The 21470-nt window shown below is 61.2% G+C and carries 18 protein-coding genes and 1 pseudogene; 14 read left to right on the top strand and 5 right to left on the bottom strand.

Annotated elements, in window-relative coordinates:
- Positions 1-16 precede the first annotated feature (16 nt).
- The 3 genes from CUJ84_RS09090 to CUJ84_RS09105 all read left to right on the top strand — a co-directional run bounded on the left by CUJ84_RS09090 (position 17) and on the right by CUJ84_RS09105 (position 2836).
- A complete protein-coding gene (locus CUJ84_RS09090; protein ID WP_105005931.1) occupies positions 17-1090 on the top strand; it encodes an ABC transporter ATP-binding protein in 1074 nt (357 codons plus the stop codon).
- 420 nt (positions 1091-1510) lie between these two features.
- Positions 1511-2104, top strand: a complete 594-nt coding sequence (locus CUJ84_RS09100; RefSeq protein WP_105005933.1) for a hypothetical protein — start codon at positions 1511-1513, stop codon at positions 2102-2104.
- Between the two features lie 231 nt (positions 2105-2335).
- The gene (locus tag CUJ84_RS09105; RefSeq protein WP_105005934.1) at positions 2336-2836 is read left to right on the top strand and encodes a GFA family protein; all 501 of its coding nucleotides are present in this window, start codon (positions 2336-2338) and stop codon (positions 2834-2836) included.
- A 170-nt stretch (positions 2837-3006) separates the two neighbouring features.
- On the opposite strand, the gene CUJ84_RS09110 is transcribed toward CUJ84_RS09105, so the two are convergent.
- Positions 3007-3777, bottom strand: coding sequence for an alpha/beta hydrolase (locus CUJ84_RS09110; protein ID WP_105005935.1), 771 nt, complete (start codon positions 3775-3777; stop codon positions 3007-3009).
- A gap of 193 nt (positions 3778-3970) precedes the next feature.
- On the opposite strand from CUJ84_RS09110, the gene CUJ84_RS09115 reads away from it, so the two are divergent.
- Positions 3971-4942 (top strand): AraC family transcriptional regulator, encoded by a 972-nt coding sequence (locus tag CUJ84_RS09115; RefSeq protein ID WP_018494672.1) that lies wholly within the window; start codon positions 3971-3973, stop codon positions 4940-4942.
- 218 nt (positions 4943-5160) lie between these two features.
- Here the strand turns inward: CUJ84_RS09115 and kdgD are convergent, their stop codons facing one another.
- The 3 genes and pseudogenes from kdgD to CUJ84_RS09130 form a co-directional block, all read right to left on the bottom strand.
- The gene (gene kdgD / locus CUJ84_RS09120) at positions 5161-6087 is read right to left on the bottom strand and encodes a 5-dehydro-4-deoxyglucarate dehydratase (protein ID WP_105005936.1); all 927 of its coding nucleotides are present in this window, start codon (positions 6085-6087) and stop codon (positions 5161-5163) included.
- A gap of 32 nt (positions 6088-6119) precedes the next feature.
- A pseudogene (locus CUJ84_RS09125) lies at positions 6120-7093 on the bottom strand (mannonate dehydratase).
- 65 nt (positions 7094-7158) lie between these two features.
- Positions 7159-7869 carry a FadR/GntR family transcriptional regulator gene (locus tag CUJ84_RS09130; RefSeq protein ID WP_018069616.1) on the bottom strand — a complete coding sequence of 237 codons (711 nt, stop codon included), beginning with the start codon at positions 7867-7869 and terminating at the stop codon, positions 7159-7161.
- Positions 7870-8003: 134 nt separating this feature from the next.
- Between CUJ84_RS09130 and CUJ84_RS09135 the strand changes: the two genes are divergently transcribed.
- From CUJ84_RS09135 to CUJ84_RS09155, 5 genes are read left to right on the top strand one after another with little or no spacing between them, the layout of a single operon-like run.
- Positions 8004-9599: an ABC transporter substrate-binding protein gene (locus tag CUJ84_RS09135; RefSeq protein WP_105005937.1), complete on the top strand. Its 1596-nt coding sequence runs from the start codon at positions 8004-8006 to the stop codon at positions 9597-9599.
- Positions 9600-9619: 20 nt separating this feature from the next.
- Positions 9620-10648 carry an ABC transporter permease gene (locus CUJ84_RS09140; protein WP_003559265.1) on the top strand — a complete coding sequence of 343 codons (1029 nt, stop codon included), beginning with the start codon at positions 9620-9622 and terminating at the stop codon, positions 10646-10648.
- Positions 10645-11547: an ABC transporter permease gene (locus CUJ84_RS09145; protein WP_105005938.1), complete on the top strand. Its 903-nt coding sequence runs from the start codon at positions 10645-10647 to the stop codon at positions 11545-11547. The genes CUJ84_RS09140 and CUJ84_RS09145 overlap by 4 nt, the downstream gene beginning before the upstream one ends.
- Positions 11534-12379, top strand: a complete 846-nt coding sequence (locus CUJ84_RS09150; protein WP_017994035.1) for an ABC transporter ATP-binding protein — start codon at positions 11534-11536, stop codon at positions 12377-12379. Before CUJ84_RS09145 ends, CUJ84_RS09150 begins: the two co-directional genes overlap by 14 nt.
- On the top strand, positions 12376-13119 hold the full coding sequence (locus CUJ84_RS09155) for an ABC transporter ATP-binding protein (protein ID WP_105005939.1): 744 nt from the start codon (positions 12376-12378) through the stop codon (positions 13117-13119). The genes CUJ84_RS09150 and CUJ84_RS09155 overlap by 4 nt, the downstream gene beginning before the upstream one ends.
- Before the next feature lie 22 nt (positions 13120-13141).
- Here the strand turns inward: CUJ84_RS09155 and CUJ84_RS09160 are convergent, their stop codons facing one another.
- On the bottom strand, positions 13142-14194 hold the full coding sequence (locus tag CUJ84_RS09160) for a LacI family DNA-binding transcriptional regulator (RefSeq protein WP_105005940.1): 1053 nt from the start codon (positions 14192-14194) through the stop codon (positions 13142-13144).
- A 188-nt stretch (positions 14195-14382) separates the two neighbouring features.
- On the opposite strand from CUJ84_RS09160, the gene CUJ84_RS09165 reads away from it, so the two are divergent.
- The 5 genes from CUJ84_RS09165 to CUJ84_RS09185 all read left to right on the top strand — a co-directional run bounded on the left by CUJ84_RS09165 (position 14383) and on the right by CUJ84_RS09185 (position 21436).
- Positions 14383-16905 (top strand): hypothetical protein, encoded by a 2523-nt coding sequence (locus tag CUJ84_RS09165; protein ID WP_105005941.1) that lies wholly within the window; start codon positions 14383-14385, stop codon positions 16903-16905.
- A 65-nt stretch (positions 16906-16970) separates the two neighbouring features.
- A complete protein-coding gene (locus CUJ84_RS09170) occupies positions 16971-18230 on the top strand; it encodes an ABC transporter substrate-binding protein (RefSeq protein ID WP_105008132.1) in 1260 nt (419 codons plus the stop codon).
- 11 nt (positions 18231-18241) lie between these two features.
- A complete protein-coding gene (locus tag CUJ84_RS09175; protein ID WP_105005942.1) occupies positions 18242-19279 on the top strand; it encodes a carbohydrate ABC transporter permease in 1038 nt (345 codons plus the stop codon).
- Positions 19276-20325 carry a carbohydrate ABC transporter permease gene (locus tag CUJ84_RS09180; RefSeq protein ID WP_003539547.1) on the top strand — a complete coding sequence of 350 codons (1050 nt, stop codon included), beginning with the start codon at positions 19276-19278 and terminating at the stop codon, positions 20323-20325. Before CUJ84_RS09175 ends, CUJ84_RS09180 begins: the two co-directional genes overlap by 4 nt.
- A 31-nt stretch (positions 20326-20356) precedes the next feature.
- Entirely contained in the window at positions 20357-21436 is a 1080-nt protein-coding gene (locus tag CUJ84_RS09185; protein WP_105005943.1) for an ABC transporter ATP-binding protein, read from the top strand.
- Positions 21437-21470 lie beyond the last annotated feature (34 nt).

A 21470-nucleotide genomic window follows, 5' to 3' on the forward strand; every position in this document is an offset into this window, starting at 1 on the left:
CCGTTGGAGTGCAATCATGGCATCCGTTGAACTCACCGATATCAGCAAGACCTATGGCGCCGTCGACGTCATCCACGGCATTTCGCTTCATATTGAGGATGGCGAATTCGTCGCCCTCGTCGGCCCGTCCGGTTGCGGAAAATCGACGTTGCTAAGAATGATCGCGGGCCTCGAGGAGATCACCGATGGCGAGATCGCCATCGGCGGCAAAGTCGTAAACAGCATGACTCCGCGCGAACGCAACATCGCCATGGTCTTCCAATCCTACGCGCTTTACCCGCACATGACTGTCGCTGAAAACATGGGTTTCAATCTGAAGCTCGCCGGCGTTGCCAAACCCCAGATCGAGGCCCGGGTGGCCGAAGCCGCCCGCATGCTGGATCTCGCCGAGCTCCTCGACCGCAAGCCGGCCCAGCTTTCCGGCGGCCAGCGCCAGCGCGTCGCGATGGGCCGCGCCGTCGTGCGCAACCCCGCCGTCTTCCTGTTCGACGAGCCGCTCTCCAACCTCGATGCCAAGCTGCGCGTGCAGATGCGCTCGGAAATCAAGACGCTGCACCAGAAGGTCAGGACGACCTCGATCTATGTCACCCATGACCAGATTGAAGCGATGACGCTTGCCGACCGCATCGTCGTGCTCAATCAGGGCAGGGTGGAGCAAGAGGGCACGCCGCTCGAACTCTACAGGAAGCCCGCCAATCTCTTCGTCGCCGCCTTCATCGGATCCCCGGCAATGAACATGCTCGAAGGCACGGTCGACGGCGAAAATGGTGGGCCTGCTGCTCGTCTCAGCGACGGTACGGCAATCCGCATCGCGCCTGACCGCAAGGTCAAGGCCGGCCAGGCCATCACCATCGGCCTGCGCCCCGAACATCTCATTCCGGGTGTCGCCGCCGGCACGCCGCTCGCCGGCCGGACGATGCTGGTGGAACCGACAGGCGCCCAGACCCATGTGGTCTTCGATCTCGCCGGACAGCAGGTGACCGCCATCGTCGACGGCGAATACCCCGCCCGTTACGGCGCCGTCTTCGAGGCAAGCATCACCAGCGATCAGGTCCACGTCTTCGATCGCGGTACTGGCGTGGCGCTGTAGGCGCTAGAACCGGTGGGCATACGAATCCTCGGCCCAGGAGATCGCCGAAACCAGCCCGTCATCCGGTTTGCTGCCACCTTTGCCGTGGGTGATCACGATCATTTCTGAGATGAACAAGTCCGATGGTTTCGCGCACACAGGTGATGCCGATATGGCCACCTGGGCGGAATCGGCCGCAATGTGGACCGTCCTTAACGTCACCGAGCGATTGGCACCCACCGACTACGGACTGATGCCGCGGGTCTAGCCAGCTTCCGGTACTTTTAAACCACCAGCTGCGCTCTATCTGAGGATTTCCTTCTGGAAATGGCTCCGCGAACGCACGGCAACGCCACCAGCCGTGGAGCGCTGGCAATTAGCCAAAAGCAGTCAGCAACTGCGAATATTGGTGACCAATTTCGCGATATTGGAGGTCAGAGAATGCAGCAACACCACCTGGGGATTTTGATTGGTGGCAGTTCGCATGTTGGAAAATCCACACTGGCAAGGAGCTTGGCTGTCTCGCTTGGTCGGGAACTCATTTCCACCGACAAATTGGGCCGCCACCCCGGTAGACCGTGGCCGACGCTCCGTCCCCAGGTAGCTGAATATTATTCTCGTCTCTCCGACGATACAGTGCATTGGTTTTTGAAGGTTCACCACGAGAATATGTGGCCGTACATATGTCAGATCATCGAAAATCAGAGGCGGCTTTTGAAGCCCTTCGTAGTTGAAGGGTCAGCACTACGGCCAGAATATATGACGAAACTCGATCCCAACCTTGTCAGAACTGTCTTTCTGTACGCAGAAGACGACTTCTTACGTGCCCGCATGATGAAAGAAGCCGGCTACAAGGACGCCACTCAATCGGCGGCTTTGATCATCGAGAAATTTATCGAACGCTCGATCCGCGACAAGAGGGAAATGTTAGAGGCAGCGCGAGACGCCAAACTTCAGTGTGTTGATGTAGCTTACCCGGAAGCCCTTGAAGCTTTGGCCAAGGAACTCGCTGACGCCTACTCGGTGGCCAAATGAGTGATGACCACTTCAGCGCGATACCGAGCTTCGGTCACCGCTTAACCGGCGGTTGAAGCGGAAGTTATGGGCAGACGACCGAGGAGGCGTGATCGGGTCCATTCTTCTGGGCTGGCAACCCATGCCCACCAACACCGGAATTGGATCCGCCGCTCTGGAAGGCTGGACGATCAAAAGACGAAAACCTAAAAGAGATTAAGCCCAAACCCGCCTCTTGAAGGAGGAGAAAAAATGAAACGCATCGAGATGGAGGTGAGCGGCGGCTGCCAGTGCGGTGCCGTGCGCTACCACGCAACCGCTATGTTTGACAATTCGCATCTCTGCCATTGCCGCATGTGCCAGAAAGCCTCGGGCAACATCTTTGCCGCGCTCGTCGCCGCGCCCGATGATGCGCTCAACTGGACACGCGGCAAGCCGAGCGTCTGGAAGAGCTCGGAGCTTGTCGAGCGCGGCTTCTGCGCCAGTTGCGGCACGCCATTGTTCTTCCACCACCTCGAAAACGGTCGCACCAATCTGATGATCGGTTCGCTCGACGATCCGCATGCCTTCTCGCCGCTTGCCAATACCTGCACCGAGAACATGGTGGGATGGTTCGATACGATCACGGGCATCGAAAATACCGGTGCGACCGAAGACAACGGCGCCGACTGGGCCGCGGCGATCAATGAGAGCAACAACCAGCACCCCGATCACGACACCACCTCGTGGGCGGTGAGGGGGCGTGATGGCTGAGCGCTACTCCGGCGGTTGCCAGTGCGGCGCTGTCCGTTGCCAGGGCGCGTGGGCAGTAGTGTTGCCGGTGATATGGGGTCAGCGCTGCGAGTGCGACCCTGCAAGTGGGATCGTTGCACATCGATGCTACCGACCATTGCTAGGCGGGCGATAGCATCGGTTGACGAGGGCTACTTTGCTCCTGCGGCCGCTTCTATGACCGCAGCCACTTCCTTGGCGTGCGAGGCCAGCGAGGCGTGGCTCCCCTCGACCGTCGTTACCTTGGCCTTCATCCGTTCGGCAAAGAAAGCCTGTGCGTGGGGATCAAGCACGAGGTCCTTGGAGCTCAGGACGTACCAGCTTGGCTTGTCGTGCCATGCCGCGACCTCAGCAGGCGCATCGAAGGCGGTGTGATTGATCGGCATCTGGTGCGCTGCCAGATGTTCACCGATCTTCTTGGGCAGGTCGCCCGCCACTGCACTGGGGAATACTGCAGGATCGATGGTCAAGTAACCCTTTGCGTCGGGCCGAATGGCCGCCGCTCCGGGGGTTGCCGGACCGCTGGCTGCCAATGCTGTGATGGTTTCACCTTTCTCGGGCGCAAAGGCCGAGACATAGACGAGTGATGCCACCTTGGCGTTGTCGCCCGCCTCGCCGATCACCACGCCACCCCAGGAATGGCCCACCAGGACGACCGGGCCATCTTGCGCATCCAGCACCGCATTGGTGGCAGCGACATCGTCAGCAAGCGAGGTCAGTGGGTTCTTTACCGCAGTCACCTTGTAGCCCTTGGCGGTCAGGATTGCAGCGACGCCGTCCCAACTGGTTTCGTCGACGAAGGCGCCGTGGACAAGAACGATATTCTTAATTGTTTGATCCGGGAGAGCCGGCTGGGCCCACGCGGGTGCAGCACCAAGCATGGCGGTCGTCAGCATCAGGGCGGACATAAGAAGAGATTTCATTTGGAGCTCCTATAGGGCGCATCAGCGCGATTGCTTAATTCGGATAATCTGCAATGCTGTCGCCTACGCGACGGCAAGAAGACCAGGATGGCCTTGCCTTCGCGCAAACACTTGAACTGCCAGATAATTCCTCTTTGAAGACAAAACCAAACTAGGGCTTACCGAGATGGATCACCATGACCCGAGCCCCGCAATGCATGCTCCATCGTCCAAAAATGCGATCATGCTCGCCTCTCGGGTGGATCTGCTCTCCCAGATTTTGGCCATGGTCAGCCTGCATGGCGAAATCGTCTTTACAGTCGAGCTCAGCCAACCATGGGCGCTACGCTTTCATCCAGGAGCGGCTTATTTCTTCATCGTGCTCGAAGGGGGGCTGACGGTTGTGAACGATCAGGGCCATGCCTTGCAGGTGGCAACTGGCGATCTGATCATGCTGCCGCGAGGCCTTGGGCACGGCTTGAGCGATGGCGAGTGTGCAACTGAGGCTGACTTGGCAGCCCTGATGGCGGCGCAGGTTACCGCCGAAAAACTCAATGTCTCCCACGGCGGAGGCGGCCAACAGACCAAGCTTATCGCTGGAGCCTTTCGGTTCGAAAGCGCTTCCGTGCCCTGGCTCGTATCGGCACTGCCGTCAGTCATTCACATTCCAAAAGCCAGCGGCGAGACCGCCGGATGGGCCGAGGGCCTTGGCTACTTCATGATGAAGGAAGCCCAGGAGGTGTATCCCGGCGCGTCCATCATGATTTCGCGGCTGATCGACGTGCTGGTGATCAGTATCCTGCGGAGCTGGGTGCGGATCGAGCGGGGCGGCAATGTCGGCTGGCTTGGAGCGCTCGGGGATGCGCGCATCAGCCGCGCGCTCAAGGCCATCCACGACGAACCTTATCGGCGCTGGACCGTGCTCGATCTGGCTCGGGTGGCGGGCCTGTCCCGGTCCGGCTTCGCGGCGCGATTTACAGCATTGGTGAAAGAAGCGCCACTTTCCTACCACAGCCGCTGGCGGCTGACGCTCGCCTTGGGCTTGATGCGGCAGCCAGATGCCAAGGTTGGGTCGGTCGCCAGGCAAGTGGGCTATGATTCCGAAGCAGCCTTCAGCCGAGCCTTCAAGGCACAGTTTGGTTTTGCGCCCATGAATGCCAAATCGACAACTATTCAGGATCGATGATGGTGTAGATCCGGCGCAATGCATACCAGATTATAACGCGCGAATGTCCGACGTGGGGTCGGATGCCGAATGTCAGCTTCTGCTGAACTCGCCCCGATAACAGACGCGCCGCTTCCGGCCCCGTAGCGGTCGTCTATCCAAGCCGAGCCGATGTCCGTTGTTGGTGGTGTGAACCGGACAGCCGCCGGGCCACCCCGGCGGCCGACTGCCGCGATATATTATTCAGCCGCGATCCGTGTCACGCCGTTGGCCTGGACGATCTTTTCCAGCAGCACGAGCTCTTCTGGGGTAAGATCCGTCAGAGGCGGGCGCACGGGGCCCGGGTTCTGCCCGAGGACGCGAAGGCCGGCCTTGATGATCGAGACGGCATATCCCTTCTTGCGGTTGCGCAAGGCGACGAAGGGGAAGAAGAAGCCCTTCAGGATCTCATCGACCGTCGCCTGATCGCCGGTGCGCAAGGCGCCGTAAAAGCGCTGGGCAAGCGCGGGCACGAAGTTGAAAACGGCCGATGAATAGGTCGTCACGCCTGCCGCGAAATAGGCCTGGGCGTAAACCTCATGGGTTGGCATGCCGCCGACATAGACGAGACGGTCGCCAAGCAGGGTGGTGATCTCGATCACCTTGTCGACATCGCCGACGCCGTCCTTGAAGCCGATCAGGTTCGGGCATTCCTCCGACAGGCGCGCGATGCTGTCGGCGGTCAGGACGGCGTTGTCGCGGTTATAGACGATGACGCCGATGCCGACCGATTGGCAGACTGCCTTGACGTGAGCGATGAGACCCGCCTGTTCGGCAAACATCAGATAGGGCGGCAGCAGCAGCAGTCCGTCCGCTCCGGCCTTCTCGGCCGCGACTGCGATCTCGATGGCGAGCGACGTGCCGTAGCCGGTTCCCGAAATGATCGGCGTCTTGCCGGCCGATGCCTTGGCGGCCCGGATCACCTGCGGAATCTCGGCCGGATTAAGCGAGAAGAATTCACCGGTGCCGCCGGCGGCAAACAGTGCAGCAGCGTCATAACCGGAAAGCCATTCGACATGACGGCGGTACTTCGCTTCGTCGAATTTGAGTTGATCGTCGAAATGGGTCACCGGAAACGACAGGAGACCACTACCAACGGCCTTCTTCAATTCAATCGGGTTCATCATGAAGTCCTATTCTTGACGTGTTGAAAACCGGCTCACTCGCTCTCGAGCACTTGGAGAAGTGCCGCGATATAGCCGTAGCAGAAGGCAAATGCGGTGGCGGTTGGATCCTTGCCGCTGACGGTCGGCACATGGTCGGGCATCAGCATGTATTTGAAGCCCACCTCCTTGTAGATCCTGGCCGAGCGAACCATGTCCATGTCGCCTTCTTCAGGGAAGGTCTCCATGAAGGACAGCTTGCCGCCGCGAATATTGCGGAAGTGAACATTGAAGATCTTGCCGCGCTGGCCGAACCAGCGGATGACATCGTCGATTTCCTTGCCGGGATTTTCCAGCATCTCGCCGATCGAACCCTGGCAGAAATTGAGGCCGTGATACGGGTTTTCGCGCATCAGCACGAATTTCTTCAGGCCTTCCACCGTACCCAGAACCCGCGTGACGCCGCGATAGCCCGGCGGCGTATAGGGATCGTGCGGATGGCAGGCGAGCCGGACGCGGTTGCTTGCGGCGACAGGAACGACGCGTTCCAGGAAATAATCGATCCGTTCCCAGTTCTCATCTTCGGAAAGCACACCGGCAAGGCCGGGCTCGGCCTGCTGATCCGTCTTGTCCCAGCGGAAGCTCGCATTCAAAGATCCGCCGCGTCCCGGCTCATCCGGCGTACGGGGAATGCCGATCAGGTTGAGATTGTACTTCACCGCAGGAATGCCGGCGGCGGCGGTATTCTCGATCAGCTTGCAGACGGCGTCGATCTGTCTGTCGCGCTCGGGGCCGGCAAGCAGGATATCGGGATAGGAAGCCTTCTCGATCGGCTGCGAGGGCAGCGGCAACTGGATCATGTCGAGGATCAAGCCGAAGCTTTCGACCTTGTCGCGATGGCGCTCGGATCGGAGAGCGTCCAGCTGCTCGGCTTCCCCGGTGGGTCGGCATTGATATGCTTCACGCCCAGTTGCGCGAAGATACGATAATCGTCGTCGTCCCGCGCGGCGACCTGTGTTCCCAGATACATTTGAGTCTCTTCCGAAATTATCCAATGTCATATGACATAATATGAATTTCGAAGAGTGTCGAGCCCTATTGCTGCTCCGCGAGCATGCGATAACGGCGTTGGCTGGCCAGCATATGCGCCCGCATTGCCTGTCTCGCCCGCTCCGGATCCTGGTCGGCGATCGCTGACAGGATCTCGACATGTTCGGCATAGACCTTCTGGAGATAGTCGCGGTCATTGGCCTCGGGAAGCGTCGGAAATTGGCCGCGAGGAATGGCTTTTGGGCCGAATTGGCGCAAGACGGCAACATAGAATCGGTTGTTCGTGGCGGCGGCGATTGCCATGTGGAAGGCATAATCTGCCTCCACCGTCTGCTGTCCCGTCTCGATCAGGTTCGCCATTCTGCGGTTGGCTTCGCGGATCGCCGCTTCCTGCTCGGCGGTGCGGCGATAGGCGGCGATCGCCGCCGCTTCACCCTCGGCGGCCATGCGAAACTCCAGCAATTCCAGGGTTTCCGGAATGCTCTTGATTTCCACTGGTGTTAAGGAAAGCATCGAATGCGCCTTCGGATCCGCGACGAAGACGCCTTTGCCCTGGATCGGCTTGACGAAGCCAGCCGACCTCAGATCGGCTATCGCCTCGCGCACCACGGTGCGGCTGACGCCGAATGTCGCTTCAAGCTGCGGCTCGGTCGGCAGCTGGTCGCCGACGCGCAGCTTCCCCGTTTCGATTTGCGCCCGCAGTTGATCGATAACCTGTTGCGCCAGTCTTTGCCGGCCCCGGCTGAGTGTCGTCATATCGGCTCCCCCAATCCCTTCGCATCAAGTCTCTGTCGCCCGGGACTTGTCAATCTTATCGGACTTCGTTAAATCATAATACGACATACGGACGACATAATATGTTTCCTATAGTAATCCAGGGAGGAGTGACAATGAAGCATTTTTCTAAGAGCTTGTTCGTCGGTGCCGTCATCGGCGCCCTGACGATATCGGCAGCACAGCTGCAGGCCGCCACGCCGCAGGACCAGCTGGTGATTGGCACTTCGCTGGCGCAGGTTTTGTCGCTCGATCCGCAGCAGGCGACCGAAGGCAAGGCGGTCGAAATCATGTCGAATCTGTACGATCGGCTGGTTGCCAGCACGGCTGATGGCAAGATCCTTCCGCAACTGGCGGAAAGCTGGAAGATCGACGACAAGGGCATCACCTTTACGCTGCGCAAGGCCAATTTCGTCTCCGGTAACCCGGTCACCTCGAAGGATGTCGTCTATTCACTGGCGCGGCTCCTGAAAATGGACCAGGCCGCCGCCGCTAACCTCAAGCGCGTCGGCTACGACAAGGACAATGTCGAAAAGCTCGTCAAGGCCGTCGACGATCAGACGGTGCGGATCGATCTCTCCGACCAGGTGACGGCAGAGCTTCTGCTCTATCGGCTGACAACGACGACGACCAGCGTGGTCGACAGCGTCGAAGTCGAGAGCCACGCCGTCGATAACGACTACGGAAATGCGTGGATGCGAACGCATTCTGCCGGCTCCGGTCCGTTCACCCTCAATCGCTGGTCTCCGAACGAACTGGTGATCCTCGACGCCAACAAGGACTATATGGCCGGCACGCCGAAGATGCGTCGCGTCATCGTCCGGCATGTGCCTGAAAGCCAGGTCGAGCGGCTGATGCTCGAACGCGGCGATATCGATATTGCCAGCGCCTTGACCGCATCGGATCTCGCGACGTTCCAGACCAAGAAGGGCTTTGCCATCCAGCGTATTCCGACGGGCGGTTTCTACGTGCTGTCGATGAATGCCGGCAACAAATACCTCGCCAATCCGAAGGTTCGCGAAGCCATCGCCTATGGCATCGACTACAAGGGCATCGAAAAGACGATCATGGGCCCTTACGGCCGGGCGAGAAACGTTCCCGTTCCGGAGAATTTCGAATATGCCATCCCGAACCCCGATTGGCATCTCGACGTCGAAAAGTCGAAGCAGCTGCTGAGCGAGGCAGGCTTCAAGGACGGCTTTTCGCTGACGCTGAAGACCATCGCGCAAACGCCGCGCATCGATCTTGCCACCGCCATCCAGGCATCGCTTGCTCAAGTTGGCATCAAGATCGACATCCAGCAGGGCAATGGCTCGGAAATCATCGCCGCCCATCGCGCCAGGGATTTCGATCTGCTGATCCCGCAGACCAGCGCCTATATGCCGAACGTGCTCGGCTCGATGGAGCAGTTTTCCTCCAATCCCGACAATTCGAAGGAAGCCAACAATGCCGGCAATTTCGTCTGGCGCTCGGCCTGGGATATTCCGGAACTCACGGCGCTGACGGCGAAAGCATCGATGGAGCCGGACGCCAAGAAGCGTGGCGAACTCTATGTTCAGATGCAGAAGATGTTCGTCGAACAGAAGCCGGCGGTGCTTCCGCTCTTCGAGCGCTTTGAGCCGATCGTCCTCAACAGCAAGGTCGAGGGATATGTGGGGCATCCGTCTCAGCTGACGCGTCTCGAGAACGTCACCAAGGTCGAAACCCAGTAATACTCCCAGGACAGCCGATCATGAAGGAACTCTCCGTAGCCGAATTTGGCCGACGCCTGGCGCATTTGCTGGTCAGCCTGTTCATCCTCTTATGTGTGACCTTCGTGATCGGCCGTATCCTGCCCACCGATCCGGTCGGCGCGATTGTCGGCGAGCTCGCCGATCCCGCCGCCTATGCGGCGATGCGGGCGCGTCTCGGGCTCGATCTGCCGATCTACCAGCAGTTTTTCCTCTATCTGAACGGGCTGGCCCACGGTGATTTCGGCACCGCCGTCCTCACCGGCAATCCCGTCTCTTCGGATCTCGCTCAAGCCTTTCCCGCGACATTCGAACTGGCGACGCTGGCGGTGATCATTTCGACCTTCGTCGGTGTCCCGCTCGGGCTGGTCGCAGCACTCTTTCGAGATAGCTTCATCGACAAGACGGCCCGCGTGGTCGCGCTCGTCGGTCATTCGATCCCGGTTTTCTGGTTCGGCATCGTCGGGCTCGTCATCTTCTATGCCGGCCTCAACTGGGTCGGCGGGCCGGGCAGGATCGATGTGTTTTACGAGGGTCTCGTCACGCCGCGCACCGGGCTGTTGTTGATCGACAGCCTGCTGCAGGGCGAGACGGAAATCTTCTGGAATGCACTTGGCCATATCATTCTTCCGGCCGTCATTCTCGCCTACGCGGCGATGGCCTACATCACCCGCATGACACGCAGCTTCACCCTGGAGCAGTTGAGCCAGGATTATGTCATCGCGGCCCGAGCCAAGGGTGTGAGCCCGCTCGGCACGATCTGGCACCACGTCCTGCCGAACATTGCGGTGCAGCTGATCACCATCCTGGCCATTTCCTATGGCGGTCTGCTCGAAGGCGCTGTCGTGACCGAGATCGTTTTCTCCTGGCCGGGCATTGGCCAGTACATGACAAACGCCCTGATGATCGGCGACATGAACGCTATCGTCGCCGGCACCATCATTGTGGGATTCATTTTCATGTTGTTGAACTTCCTGGCCGACGTCGCTTACGCCGTCTTTGATCCGCGCATGCGGGAGGCGGCCCGATGAGCGATGTCATCCGCAGCGAAATAGAGATCCGCCCTCCAAGTGTGTCGACCCGTATCGCGGCGTCGTTTGCACGCGCCGGCCGCAAATTGGCCCACGAGCCGCTTGGTCTTGCCGGTTTCGTCATCCTTGGTCTGCTTTGTTTGATCGCGATCTTCGCGCCGCTCCTGGCGCCCTACGATCCGGTCATACAGTCGCTTGGCGATGCCTTGCAGCCTCCGAGCCTCGTGCACCTGGCAGGCACGGATGAATTCGGCCGGGACATCTTGAGCCGCCTCATCTTCGGCACGCGCATCACCATCCAGACCGTGCTGTCGATCTCCTTGATCGTCGGCCCGATCGGCCTATTGATCGGCGTCGTCGCCGGTTTCTTCGGAGGGCGCACCGATGCGCTGCTGATGCGCGCCACCGATATCGTTCTGTCTTTCCCGTCGCTGATCCTGGCTTTGGCTTTTGCTGCGGCACTCGGCGCCGGCTTGACCACGGCAATCATCGCGATCTCGTTGACCGCATGGCCGCCGATTGCGAGACTCGCGCGCGCCGAGGCCCTTGTCGTCAGAAACGCCGACTATGTGGTCGCCGCCCGCCTTTATGGCGCTTCGCCGATGCGCATTCTTCTCCTCTATATCGCGCCGATGTGCGTTCCCTCCGTCATCGTTCGGCTGACGCTCAACATGGCGGGCATCATTCTGACGGCAGCTTCGCTTGGCTTCCTCGGGCTTGGCGCCCAGCCGCCGGCGCCGGAATGGGGCGCGATGATCTCCAGCGGCCGCAAGTTCATGCTCGATTATTGGTGGGTCGCCGTGATGCCGGGTATCGCCATCCTCCTTACCAGCCTTGCCTTCAACATCGCCGGAGATGCTCTGCGCGACCTTTTGGATCCCCGCCATGCAAGATCGTGATCTGCAGCCCGTTCTTTCCGTCGAAGGATTGACCGTCCGTTTCGGCCGAGGCGCCGTACCCGCCGTCTCTAATGTCAGTTTCGACGTCGGGCGCGAACGCGTCGGGATTGTCGGCGAATCCGGTTCCGGCAAATCGACGACAGGTCGCGCGATCATGCGCCTTTTGCCGCCGGCCGCGGTGGTCTCGGCCGAACGCATGGATCTTAGCGGCGATCCGTTGCTTTCAAAGAGTGAGCGTCAGATGGGCGCGCTGCGCGGCAAGGACATCGCGCTGATCATGCAGGATCCGCGCTATTCGCTGAATCCGGTGCTTTCGATCGGTAAGCAGATCGCCGAAGCCGCCCGCCTTCACCTCGGTCTTCATAAGAAACAGGCGCATGAGGCTGCCCGCGCCATGCTGGAGCGCGTGCGCATCAGCGATCCGGAGCGGGTCATGGCGCTTTATCCGCACCAGATATCGGGCGGCATGGGCCAGCGCGTGATGATCGCCATGATGCTGCTGGCGCGGCCGAAGCTTGTCATCGCCGACGAGCCGACCTCGGCGCTTGATGTCAGCGTCCGAAAGGACGTGCTGCTGCTGCTCGATGAGTTGGTGCGCGAGAATAATTCCGGCCTGCTGTTGATCAGCCATGACATTCGCATGGTGGCAGCCTTTTGCGAACGCATCATCGTCATGTATGCCGGCCGGATCGTGGAAACGCTGACCAGTCTCGAGGAGGCGCGCCATCCCTATACCCGCGGGCTGATCGCTGCGCTGCCCGACCCGAGGAATCCGGTTCGCCGGCTTGCAGTCCTCGACAGGACGAAACTCGATCTGGAGACGGCGCAATGATCAATGTGCGTGACCTCGATGTCGTCTTTGCCTCTGGCAAGACTAGCAACCATGTCGTCAGGGGCATCAGTTTTCAGGTCAACCAGGGGGAGACCCTTGGCATTGTCGGTGAATCCGGATGCGGCAAATCGACGGTGCTGCGTTGCCTCGCCGGTATGGAGGCCGGTTGGACCGGTCACATCGAACTTGGCGGCAAACCGATCGGCAAGAAGCGCTCCCGCGAGGAGCTGAAATTTGCCCAGATGGTGTTTCAGGACCCTTACGGATCCCTGCATCCGCGCCATCGTATCGGCACCGCCCTGGCGGAACCGCTGCGCGCGATGGGCCATTCCGATATCTGGTCGAAGGTCGAAAGGGCTTTGATCCAGGTCGGTTTGCCGGCGAGCTTCGCAAACCGTTTTCCGCACGAACTTTCCGGCGGCCAGAGGCAGAGGGTGGCAATCGCCCGGGCCCTGATCCTGTCGCCGCCCATCCTGTTGCTCGACGAGCCGACATCGGCGCTCGACGTCTCGGTCCAGGCCGAAATCCTCAACCTGCTGGCCGATCAGCGCGAGGAAAAGGGCCTGACCTATCTGCTTGTCAGCCACGACCTCGCGGTCATCGCCCATATGTGCGACCGGGTGCTGATCATGAAGAATGGTTGCTTCGTGGACGAGCTCACCAAAGCGGATCTGCAGGCCGGCACCACGCATGATGCCTATGCGCGAGAACTGTTCGACGCGAGTTTTATCGAGGCTTGATATCCTCGATTGCGGTGTGGGGTCAGCGGTCCGTCGTTGCGCCAGGGATGCGGACAGCCACCACGCTACCCCTTTCGACGAGATGGCAGGCAAGCTCAACCCGCCGCCGTGGGGCAGCAAGGCCGAGCATCATGTCGCGCAGCAGATCGAGCGCGGTGGCGCCGAGTTCGCGCATCGGAATATGCACCGTCGAGAGCGGCGGATTGAGAAAGGCCGACTGCGGCAGGTCGTCTATGCCCATGACGGAGATGTCCTGCGGCACGGCATAACCCATCGCCTGCAATCCGCGCACCGCGCCATTGGCCAGACTGTCGCCCGCCGTCAGGATGGCGGTGAAGGTGAGGCCTTTCTCGCGGATAAGACGGGTGACCGACTCGGCGCCGAGTTCCGGCAGCCAGTCATCGACTTCGAGCACCAGATCGGCATCGGCTGTCAGCCCATGATGCTGCAGGGCATCGCGCCAGCCCTCAAGGCGCCGCTCGATGGTCCGTCGCCCCGGCCTCAGCATGAACAGGATGCGTTGATGCCCGGCCTTGATCAGCCGCTCGGCAGCGATGAAGGCGGCAGAACGGTTGCAGGGCGTAACACTCGAAAGCCGCATATAGGGATCGTCGCTGTTGACGAGCACCACGGGCTTTCCGAGATCGGCGGCCGCGGCCAGCATATCCTCCTCATCGACGGTCAGGATCAGCATGCCGCCGAAGCTCGGATCATCACGCATCTCGGCGACGACGCGGGCTTCATCCCCCTTGCCGGCAATGGGGCGCATCGCCAGTTCGATGCCGAGGGCGGCGGCACGCGCATTCAATCCTTCGAGCACATAGAGCGTGAACTGGTTGCGGACATAGTCGATCATCGCCGCGCCGGAGGCGACGAGCATGACCTTCTTGCCGGCAACACTTGCCGGCAGAGCGTAGCTGACCGCACTCGCCGTTTCCAGCACCAGCTTGCGAATCTCCGGCCTGACGCCCTTTTCGCCGGCCAGCGCACGCGACACCGTGCTGATCGAGACGCCGCATCGGGCGGCAATGTCGTCGAGGCGCGTGCGCCTGCCTTTTTTCTCTTCCGCCGCCATGTCTTTTCCTCGCTTGCCGCCACTATGCAAAAATCTTTCAGATTGCGCAAATGGAATGCCTATGCACAATTGTTGCCTGAGGAGTCCGCGACAAGCGGCAGAGCAGGGAGGCTTTGAAGATGCGGCTAGACGGCCAGTCCATGCGTCGGCGTATTACCCGGCGCTCCAAGGCTTGAGCAGGCTGAAATATGACCGCTGAGCAGCAATCCCATCTCCACCGCGCAACGGCGAAGGATAGCCCGATCGTCTACTGGCAGCTCGCCAACCTGTGGCAGGAGCGCTATGACGTCGCCGACCGTCCGATGGACGGCAGCATGGATCCGTTTTTCTTCGTCACCAAGACAAAGAACTTCATCCCGCATGAATATCCCTGCCGCACCGAATTCAAAAAATCCTTCTCCGGCCGGCGACCGCAACCGGCTGTCGAATTCGAGGCCGCCCGCTGGTGGCTTCCCTTTGCTTCCCCGCGTGTCGATCTCTCTGGCTTCTGGTTTCGCCCGACGCGCATCGGCTGCTGGGCGCGCACCTTCCTTGATGCCCGCTCAGTGGGAGCTGCGACGCTTCGCCTGTCGACCTGCGGCGGCGCGATCCTCTTCGTCAATGGCCGCGAGCAGGGCTTCATGGCGCCTTACCAGCGCAATCTCGAAGCCGAGCAGCTGTTCGAGGTCGATCTCGTGGCCGGCCTCAACGAGATCCGCGTCTATTTCGACGATCTCGCCGAGCGCGACGCCCGCTTCTATTTCCAGCTGGATTATGTCGAAGGACCTGAGGTTGAAACCGCCGTGCCCGTTCCCATCGCCGCCGGCGATGCGGATGCGCTGGAGGTCATCCTCGAAGGCATGCGCTTCGACCGAACTGCCTATCTCGGCGAAGATGTGACGATCCTCTTCCCCGCGCCGCTGCCGGTGGCGCTGAGCTGCCATGTCGAGATCGAAGGCGACTTCATGTCGATCGAACGCTTCGACTATGATTTCGAGCTGAAAGCGGGAGCAACCAAGCTGGAACTCGGGGCCTCGGCGGATATGCCCGCCGATTTCCGCCATTTCCGGATCACCTTCAAAACAGGCGAGCTCTCGCTCGGTCGCACGCTCGGCGTCGAGATCTGTCATCCCCAACGCCAGAGAGAAGCGCCCGCCGCCCTTGATGATCGCGTCGCCGAGGCGTTGGCAGAGGTCGCCGCCCATTCCGAGCCCGACACGGTCTGCGCTTTCGCGCGTCTCGCGCTGGGGCAGGGCGGCGAGGAAACCGAGGCGATGATCTCGGCCATGCTGCCTGTTATCGAGGATTGCCACGACTGCGCCGATTTCGTGCTGGTGCCGCTTCTCTTTGCCTATACGCGCTGGAGCGATCTGCTGTCACCTGCGCTGCGCGACAGGATCGAGCACGCCGTCCTCAATTACCGCTACTGGATGGATGAGTCCGGCAACGACGTTCAGTGGTATTTCTCGGAAAACCACGCGCTTCTCTTCCATACCGCCGCCTATCTCGGCGGCAGGCTTTTCCCCGATGCCGTCTTCGTCCGTTCCGGCCGCACCGGCGCCGAGCAGATGCGGGTCGGCGAGCAGCGTGTCCGCGCCTGGCTCGATCATTTCGAGCGCTGGGAAATGGCGGAGTGGAATTCCGTTCCCTATTTCCCGATCGATCTCAAAGGCTTGACGGCGCTGGCCGCATGCGCGCCGGATGAGACGATCCGCAACCGGGCAAACGCCAGCATCGTCCGACTGATGGAGATCGTCGCCCGCTCGGCTCATCACGGCATGCTGACCGGCAGCCAGGGCCGCTCCTACGAACATACGCTGCGCCCCGGCCGCTCGGTCGAACTCTCCGCCATTGCCCGGCTGCTCTGGGGCCGCGGCTGGTACGGCCGGCGTGTCCACGCTTTGCCGCAGCTTGCCGTCTGCATCCGCGACCACGGCCTGCGTTTTCCAGGAGCGCTTGCCGAAATTGCCGCGCACAATTCCGATGACGCGCAGGAATGGACCTTTTCTCAGGGCGAGAACCGTTTCGCTGCCCTCTATCACTACAAGACCCGTGACACCGCGCTCGGCACCATCGCCCATTATCGTCCCGGCGCCTGGGGCTACCAGGAGACGGTGCTGCATCTGCGCTTGGGCGTCCGGCCGGAAGCGCAGATCTGGATCAATCATCCCGGTGAAACCATCCAGTTCGGCTACGGCCGGCCGAGCTTCTGGGGCGGCTGCGGAACGCTGCCGCGCGTGCATCAGTATCGCGATCTGGCGATCCTCGATTTCGAGATCCATGAGGGCCAGCCGGATTTCACCCATGCCTGGTTCCCGCTCGAGGCTTTCGACGACACGGTTGTCGACGGCAATCTGGCGCTCGCCCGCTCCGGCAATGGGATTGCGATGCTGATCGGCAACGGAGCACTGGAGCCGGTAAAACAGGGCCCGACGACGGATATCGAGCTGCGGCTGGCTGGCCGCAAGGGCCGCTGGATCGTCCGTCTCTCCGATGTCGGGCGTGAGGTTGGCCTTGACGGCATGCAGGCGCGTTTCGCCACGCTTTCGGCCCGCCGCGACCAAGAGGGTGCATTGATCGTTATCGATCCGGATTATGGCCGGGTCGTCTTCGAAGAAGACGGCACCGTGCGCGCCGAAGGCCGTATTCTTCGCCCGACGGACTGGTCGGTGCGGGGAGACGCGGTACATCTGAAGATACCGGGCAGGCAGCCTCGGCGCGCGGCCTCGTAGACGACGTGTCTGGCAGGTGGAGGACCGGCCGGACGCAGGAATTGATCGATCAAGAGGAGGAAAAAATGACCAGAATGAAATCGATCGGCGCGGCTTTTGCTGCAGTTCTCTTGAGTTCTGTTGCCGCCCATGCCGGCGACGTGCGCATCATGTGGTATTCCGACGGCGGCGAAGGCGAGGTGATCAAGGACCTACTCTCGCGCTTCTCCAAGGCCAATCCCGATGTCAACGTCATCCTCGACGAGGTTTCCTATGACGTCGTCAAGGAACAGCTGCCGGTTCAGCTCGAAGCCGGGCAGGGGCCGGATATCGCCCGCGTCACCAATCTGAAGGCGCCGGCGCAGCACTGGCTCGATCTTCGGCCCTATCTCACCGATGCGAAATATTGGGAGGACAATTTCGGCGCCCAGGCCGACTGGATGCGTCCGGACGGCTCGAATGCCATCACCGGCTTCATGACGCAGCTGACGCTGACCGGCGGCTTTGTCAACAAGACGCTGTTCGAGCAGGCCGGGGTCGAAATTCCCGGCCCGAAGGCCACCTGGGACGATTGGGCGGCGGCCGCCAAGAAGGTCGCCGACAGCCAGAAGGTCTTCGCCATGGCGATCGACCGCTCCGGCCACCGCGTCTCCGGCCCGAACATCTCCTACGGCGCCAACTACATCGCCGCCGACGGCAAGCCGGCGCCGATCGATCAGGGCGCCAAGGATTTCCTCAGCCGCTTCGTCAAGTGGAACGAGGACGGCACCATCAACAAGGATGTCTGGGTGAGTGCTGCCGGCACCACCTACCGCTCCGCCGCCGAGGACTTCATCAATGGCGGCCTTGCCTATCTTTATTCGGGCAGCTGGCAGGTTTCGGGCTTCGCCCAGAAGATTGGCGACAATTTCGACTGGGTGATGGCGGGCAGCCCCTGCGGTTCGGTCGCATGCTCCGGCATGCAGGGCGGCGCCGGTCTGGTGGCCGTCAAATACACCAAGAACCCGAAGGATGTCGCCAAGGTGATGGATTACCTGGCAGGTGCCGACGTGCAGAAGGAATTTGCCGAACGCAGCCTGTTCATTCCGGCGCATAAGGGTGTTGCCGCCGGCCAGATGGACTTCAAGACCGACAATCCGCATGTGCAGGCGGCGCTGAAGGCCTTTGTCGAAGCGGCCGGCCAGACGGCGGCACCCGCCATGAAGCTGCCGGGCTGGAAGTGGTCGGACGCCTATTACAGCGCCATCGTCGCCCGCATCAGCCAGGTGATCGCCGGCGAAATGAAGCTCGACGACGCCTATGCCCGCATCGACGAGGACATCAAGGCCAAGGTCGCCGGCAACTGACGGAAGAACAGATGACGGCGAAGACGGCTTCTTCTGAACCATCGGCGAGAACCGGTCTGCGGCAGGCGCTGCTTGCGCCTGTCCGGCTTGTCATGGGGCTCGTCGACATTCCCATGCGCGGCTGGCAGAAGCTGACCGGGCTGAACGGCATGGCGGGCGTCTTCCTGGCGCCCAACATGCTGATCTTCACCGTCTTCGTGCTGCTGCCGCTGGTGATCAACTTCATCTATTCGACGACGAGCGGCAGCGCCATCTTCCTGCAGAACAGGACCTATGTTGGCGCCGACCAATACCGAATCCTCTTCGATTGCGGCAGCTATCTCGACCCTTCGACCTGCGCGGCCGACACCTTCTGGGCGGCCGTGCGCAACACCGCCGTCTTCGTCGTCTTCCAGGTGACGGTGATGCTGATCGCAGCGCTCGCAACGGCGCTGATCCTCAACCGCGAGCTTTCCAATCGCGGCTTCTGGCGCGCCGTCTTCTTCTTCCCGGTGTTGCTGTCGCCTGTCGTCGTCGGCCTGATCTGGAAATGGATCCTGCAGCGTGAGGGCCTGTTGAACTATGCGTTGAGCCCCTTCGGCTTCGAGCCGTTCTCCTGGCTCAGCGATCGTTTCTGGGCTTTCTTCTTCGCCGTCTTCGTCTCGGTCTGGGCGCATATGGGCTTTTATGCGCTGATCCTGCTCGCCGGCCTGCAGGCAATCCCGCGGGATCTCTACGAGGCGGCGGCAATGGACAGCGCCCGTCCGACCCGCATCTTCCGGCGCATCACCCTGCCGCTTCTGATGCCGAACCTCATCGTCGTGCTGGTCTTGGCGCTGATCCGCGCCGTGCAGATCTTTGACGAGGTCTTCGTTTTGACCGGCGGCGGGCCGGGCACCAGCACCATGTACATCACCCAGTATATCTACGAGACCGGCTTTGCGAGTTCGCTGCGCAATCCGGGGCTGGCTTCCGCCGCCTCGATCCTGATGGGCATCGTGCTCGTCATCCTGACGCTGGTCCAGCTCGGCGTCAGTAGCCGCAACGAGAAGAAGGGAGCACGCCGATGAGCGCAGTCTCTGCGTTTCTGCTCCGCCGCCGCGGCCGAGGCTGGCACTGGACGGATGTCGTCACCTGGATCTGGCTGATCTCAGGCGTCTTCCTGATGTTCGGCCCGGCCGTCTGGCTGGTCTTCTCCTCCTTCAAGACGCCGGCGGCCCTTGCCGAGTTCCCGCCCTCCTTCCTGCCCTATGTCACCGAACAGGCAGTGGTGCCGGGATACGACAAGCCGTTGCCGCTCTATAATGTCGCAATGCCGGATGGCAGCACGCGTGTGCTCGCTGAAGTCCGCCGCATCGGCATCATCGGCCAGATGGTCGATCCGAAACAGCCGGGCGAAATCGTCAAGGCGAATATCAAGGACCGCACGCCGGTGCGCCAGGTCGAATTCGCCGGCGGCAACTACACCGAACCTTTCCAGCGCTTCGATTTCTTCCTGTTCCTGCGCAACTCCGTCTTCGTCACCGTCGTGGCGACGGCCATTACGCTGCTCGTCAATTCCATGGCCGCTTTCGCGCTGTCGAAATACCAGTTCCCCGGCCGCACCGCCGTCATGCTGATGATCCTGGCGACGCTGATGGTGCCGCTTTCGGTCATCGTCGTGCCGCTCTATTCCGTCATCGGCACGCTGAACCTCTTCGACAGCCTGTGGGGCGTCATCCTGCCGACGGTCGCCACCCCGACGGGGGTCTTCCTGCTTCGGCAATACATGCTGACGATCCCCGACGAATTGCTCGACGCTGCTCGCATGGACAAGGCCAGCGAATGGCAGATCTACTGGCGCATCATCCTGCCGCTGTCGGCGCCGGCTCTCGCCGTGCTGGCGATCTTCTCCGTCGTCTGGCGCTGGAACGATTTCCTCTGGCCGCTGATCGTGCTGTCGCGCAAGGAACTCTATACGCTGCAGGTCGGCCTCAACGTCTATGCCGGCGAGCTCAATGTGCAATGGCACTACATCCTCGCCATGACCGTCGTCTCGATGATCCCGGTCGTGCTGATCTTCGTCTTCCTGCAGCGCTTCATCACCACGGGCATTGCCGGCTCGGGGCTCAAATAGGCCACCTTAAAAGAAGAAAACAGGAGAGTGCATGAGCGGGCTCGAGCTCAGGAACATCGTCAAGAATTTCGGCGCCGTCGAGGTCATTCGCGATGTCTCGCTTCATGTCAACGACGGCGAGTTCGTCGCTTTCGTCGGCCCTTCCGGTTGCGGGAAATCGACGCTGCTGCGCCTGATTGCCGGCCTCGATAAGCCGACAGACGGCAGCATCGCCATCGACGGCAAGGATGTTACCGCTATCAGCGCTGCCGATCGGGGCCTGGCCATGGTCTTCCAGTCCTATGCGCTCTATCCGCATATGAGTGTCAGGGAGAACCTCGCCTTTGGTCTCGAGAACACCAAGGTGGCGAAAGCGGAGATCGAAGCGCGCATCACGGACGCCGCGCGCATGCTGGAGATCGAGCCTTTCCTGCAGCGCCGTCCGGGCCAACTCTCCGGCGGCCAGCGCCAGCGCGTCGCGATCGGCCGCGCCATCGTGCGGCGGCCGGATGCCTTTCTGCTCGACGAGCCGCTATCCAATCTCGACGCCGAACTCAGGGTCAGCATGCGGGCCGAACTGGCGGCCCTTCACGCCCGCCTGAAGGCGACGATGATCTACGTCACCCACGATCAGGTCGAGGCAATGACACTGGCCGACCGCATCGTCGTGCTGAGAGGCGGCAGGATCGAGCAAGTGGGAACACCGCTGGAACTCTACAACAAGCCGGCCAACCGCTTCGTCGCCGGCTTCATCGGCGCGCCGCACATGAATTTTCTCGAAGGTGCGATTGTCGGTCACGAGGGCGGTTTCGCTGAGGTCGAAACCGTCGGCGGCCATCGTCTCTCGGTGATTGCCAAGGAGGCACGCCCGGCGGGCGAAAGAGTCAGCATCGGCATCCGGCCGCAGCATATCACCCTTGCGGATGAGGGCTCGGCGGGCAGTCTGGATACCCGCGTTACCCTCGTCGAGGAACTGGGCTCGGAGACCGTCGTCCACGCCGACGCAGCCGGGAAGAAATTGATTGCGGTCTTTGCCGGCCAGCAGCGGATGAAATCTGGCGACAGCCTGCCGCTGCACCTCGACCCCGCCGTCCTGCACCTTTTCGGCGAGGACGGCCGGCGTCTATCCTGATGTCCTTTGAGACCTCTTGTCATTTCGCCGGGAC

The organism is Rhizobium leguminosarum (genome assembly GCF_002953715.1).
Classification (GTDB): Bacteria; Pseudomonadota; Alphaproteobacteria; order Rhizobiales; family Rhizobiaceae; genus Rhizobium; species Rhizobium leguminosarum_V.

Coding starts and splice junctions, on each gene's coding strand:
- CUJ84_RS09185 (WP_105005943.1), top strand. CDS start 20,357: ATGAGCGGGCTCGAGCTCAGGAACATCGTCAAGAATTTCGGCGCCGTC.
- CUJ84_RS09100 (WP_105005933.1), top strand. CDS start 1,511: ATGCAGCAACACCACCTGGGGATTTTGATTGGTGGCAGTTCGCATGTT.
- CUJ84_RS09115 (WP_018494672.1), top strand. CDS start 3,971: ATGCATGCTCCATCGTCCAAAAATGCGATCATGCTCGCCTCTCGGGTG.
- CUJ84_RS09150 (WP_017994035.1), top strand. CDS start 11,534: ATGCAAGATCGTGATCTGCAGCCCGTTCTTTCCGTCGAAGGATTGACC.
- CUJ84_RS09175 (WP_105005942.1), top strand. CDS start 18,242: ATGACGGCGAAGACGGCTTCTTCTGAACCATCGGCGAGAACCGGTCTG.
- CUJ84_RS09155 (WP_105005939.1), top strand. CDS start 12,376: ATGATCAATGTGCGTGACCTCGATGTCGTCTTTGCCTCTGGCAAGACT.
- CUJ84_RS09135 (WP_105005937.1), top strand. CDS start 8,004: ATGAAGCATTTTTCTAAGAGCTTGTTCGTCGGTGCCGTCATCGGCGCC.
- CUJ84_RS09165 (WP_105005941.1), top strand. CDS start 14,383: ATGACCGCTGAGCAGCAATCCCATCTCCACCGCGCAACGGCGAAGGAT.
- CUJ84_RS09160 (WP_105005940.1), bottom strand. CDS start 14,194: ATGGCGGCGGAAGAGAAAAAAGGCAGGCGCACGCGCCTCGACGACATT.
- CUJ84_RS09145 (WP_105005938.1), top strand. CDS start 10,645: ATGAGCGATGTCATCCGCAGCGAAATAGAGATCCGCCCTCCAAGTGTG.
- CUJ84_RS09170 (WP_105008132.1), top strand. CDS start 16,971: ATGACCAGAATGAAATCGATCGGCGCGGCTTTTGCTGCAGTTCTCTTG.
- CUJ84_RS09110 (WP_105005935.1), bottom strand. CDS start 3,777: ATGAAATCTCTTCTTATGTCCGCCCTGATGCTGACGACCGCCATGCTT.
- kdgD (WP_105005936.1), bottom strand. CDS start 6,087: ATGATGAACCCGATTGAATTGAAGAAGGCCGTTGGTAGTGGTCTCCTG.
- CUJ84_RS09140 (WP_003559265.1), top strand. CDS start 9,620: ATGAAGGAACTCTCCGTAGCCGAATTTGGCCGACGCCTGGCGCATTTG.
- CUJ84_RS09130 (WP_018069616.1), bottom strand. CDS start 7,869: ATGACGACACTCAGCCGGGGCCGGCAAAGACTGGCGCAACAGGTTATC.
- CUJ84_RS09090 (WP_105005931.1), top strand. CDS start 17: ATGGCATCCGTTGAACTCACCGATATCAGCAAGACCTATGGCGCCGTC.
- CUJ84_RS09105 (WP_105005934.1), top strand. CDS start 2,336: ATGAAACGCATCGAGATGGAGGTGAGCGGCGGCTGCCAGTGCGGTGCC.
- CUJ84_RS09180 (WP_003539547.1), top strand. CDS start 19,276: ATGAGCGCAGTCTCTGCGTTTCTGCTCCGCCGCCGCGGCCGAGGCTGG.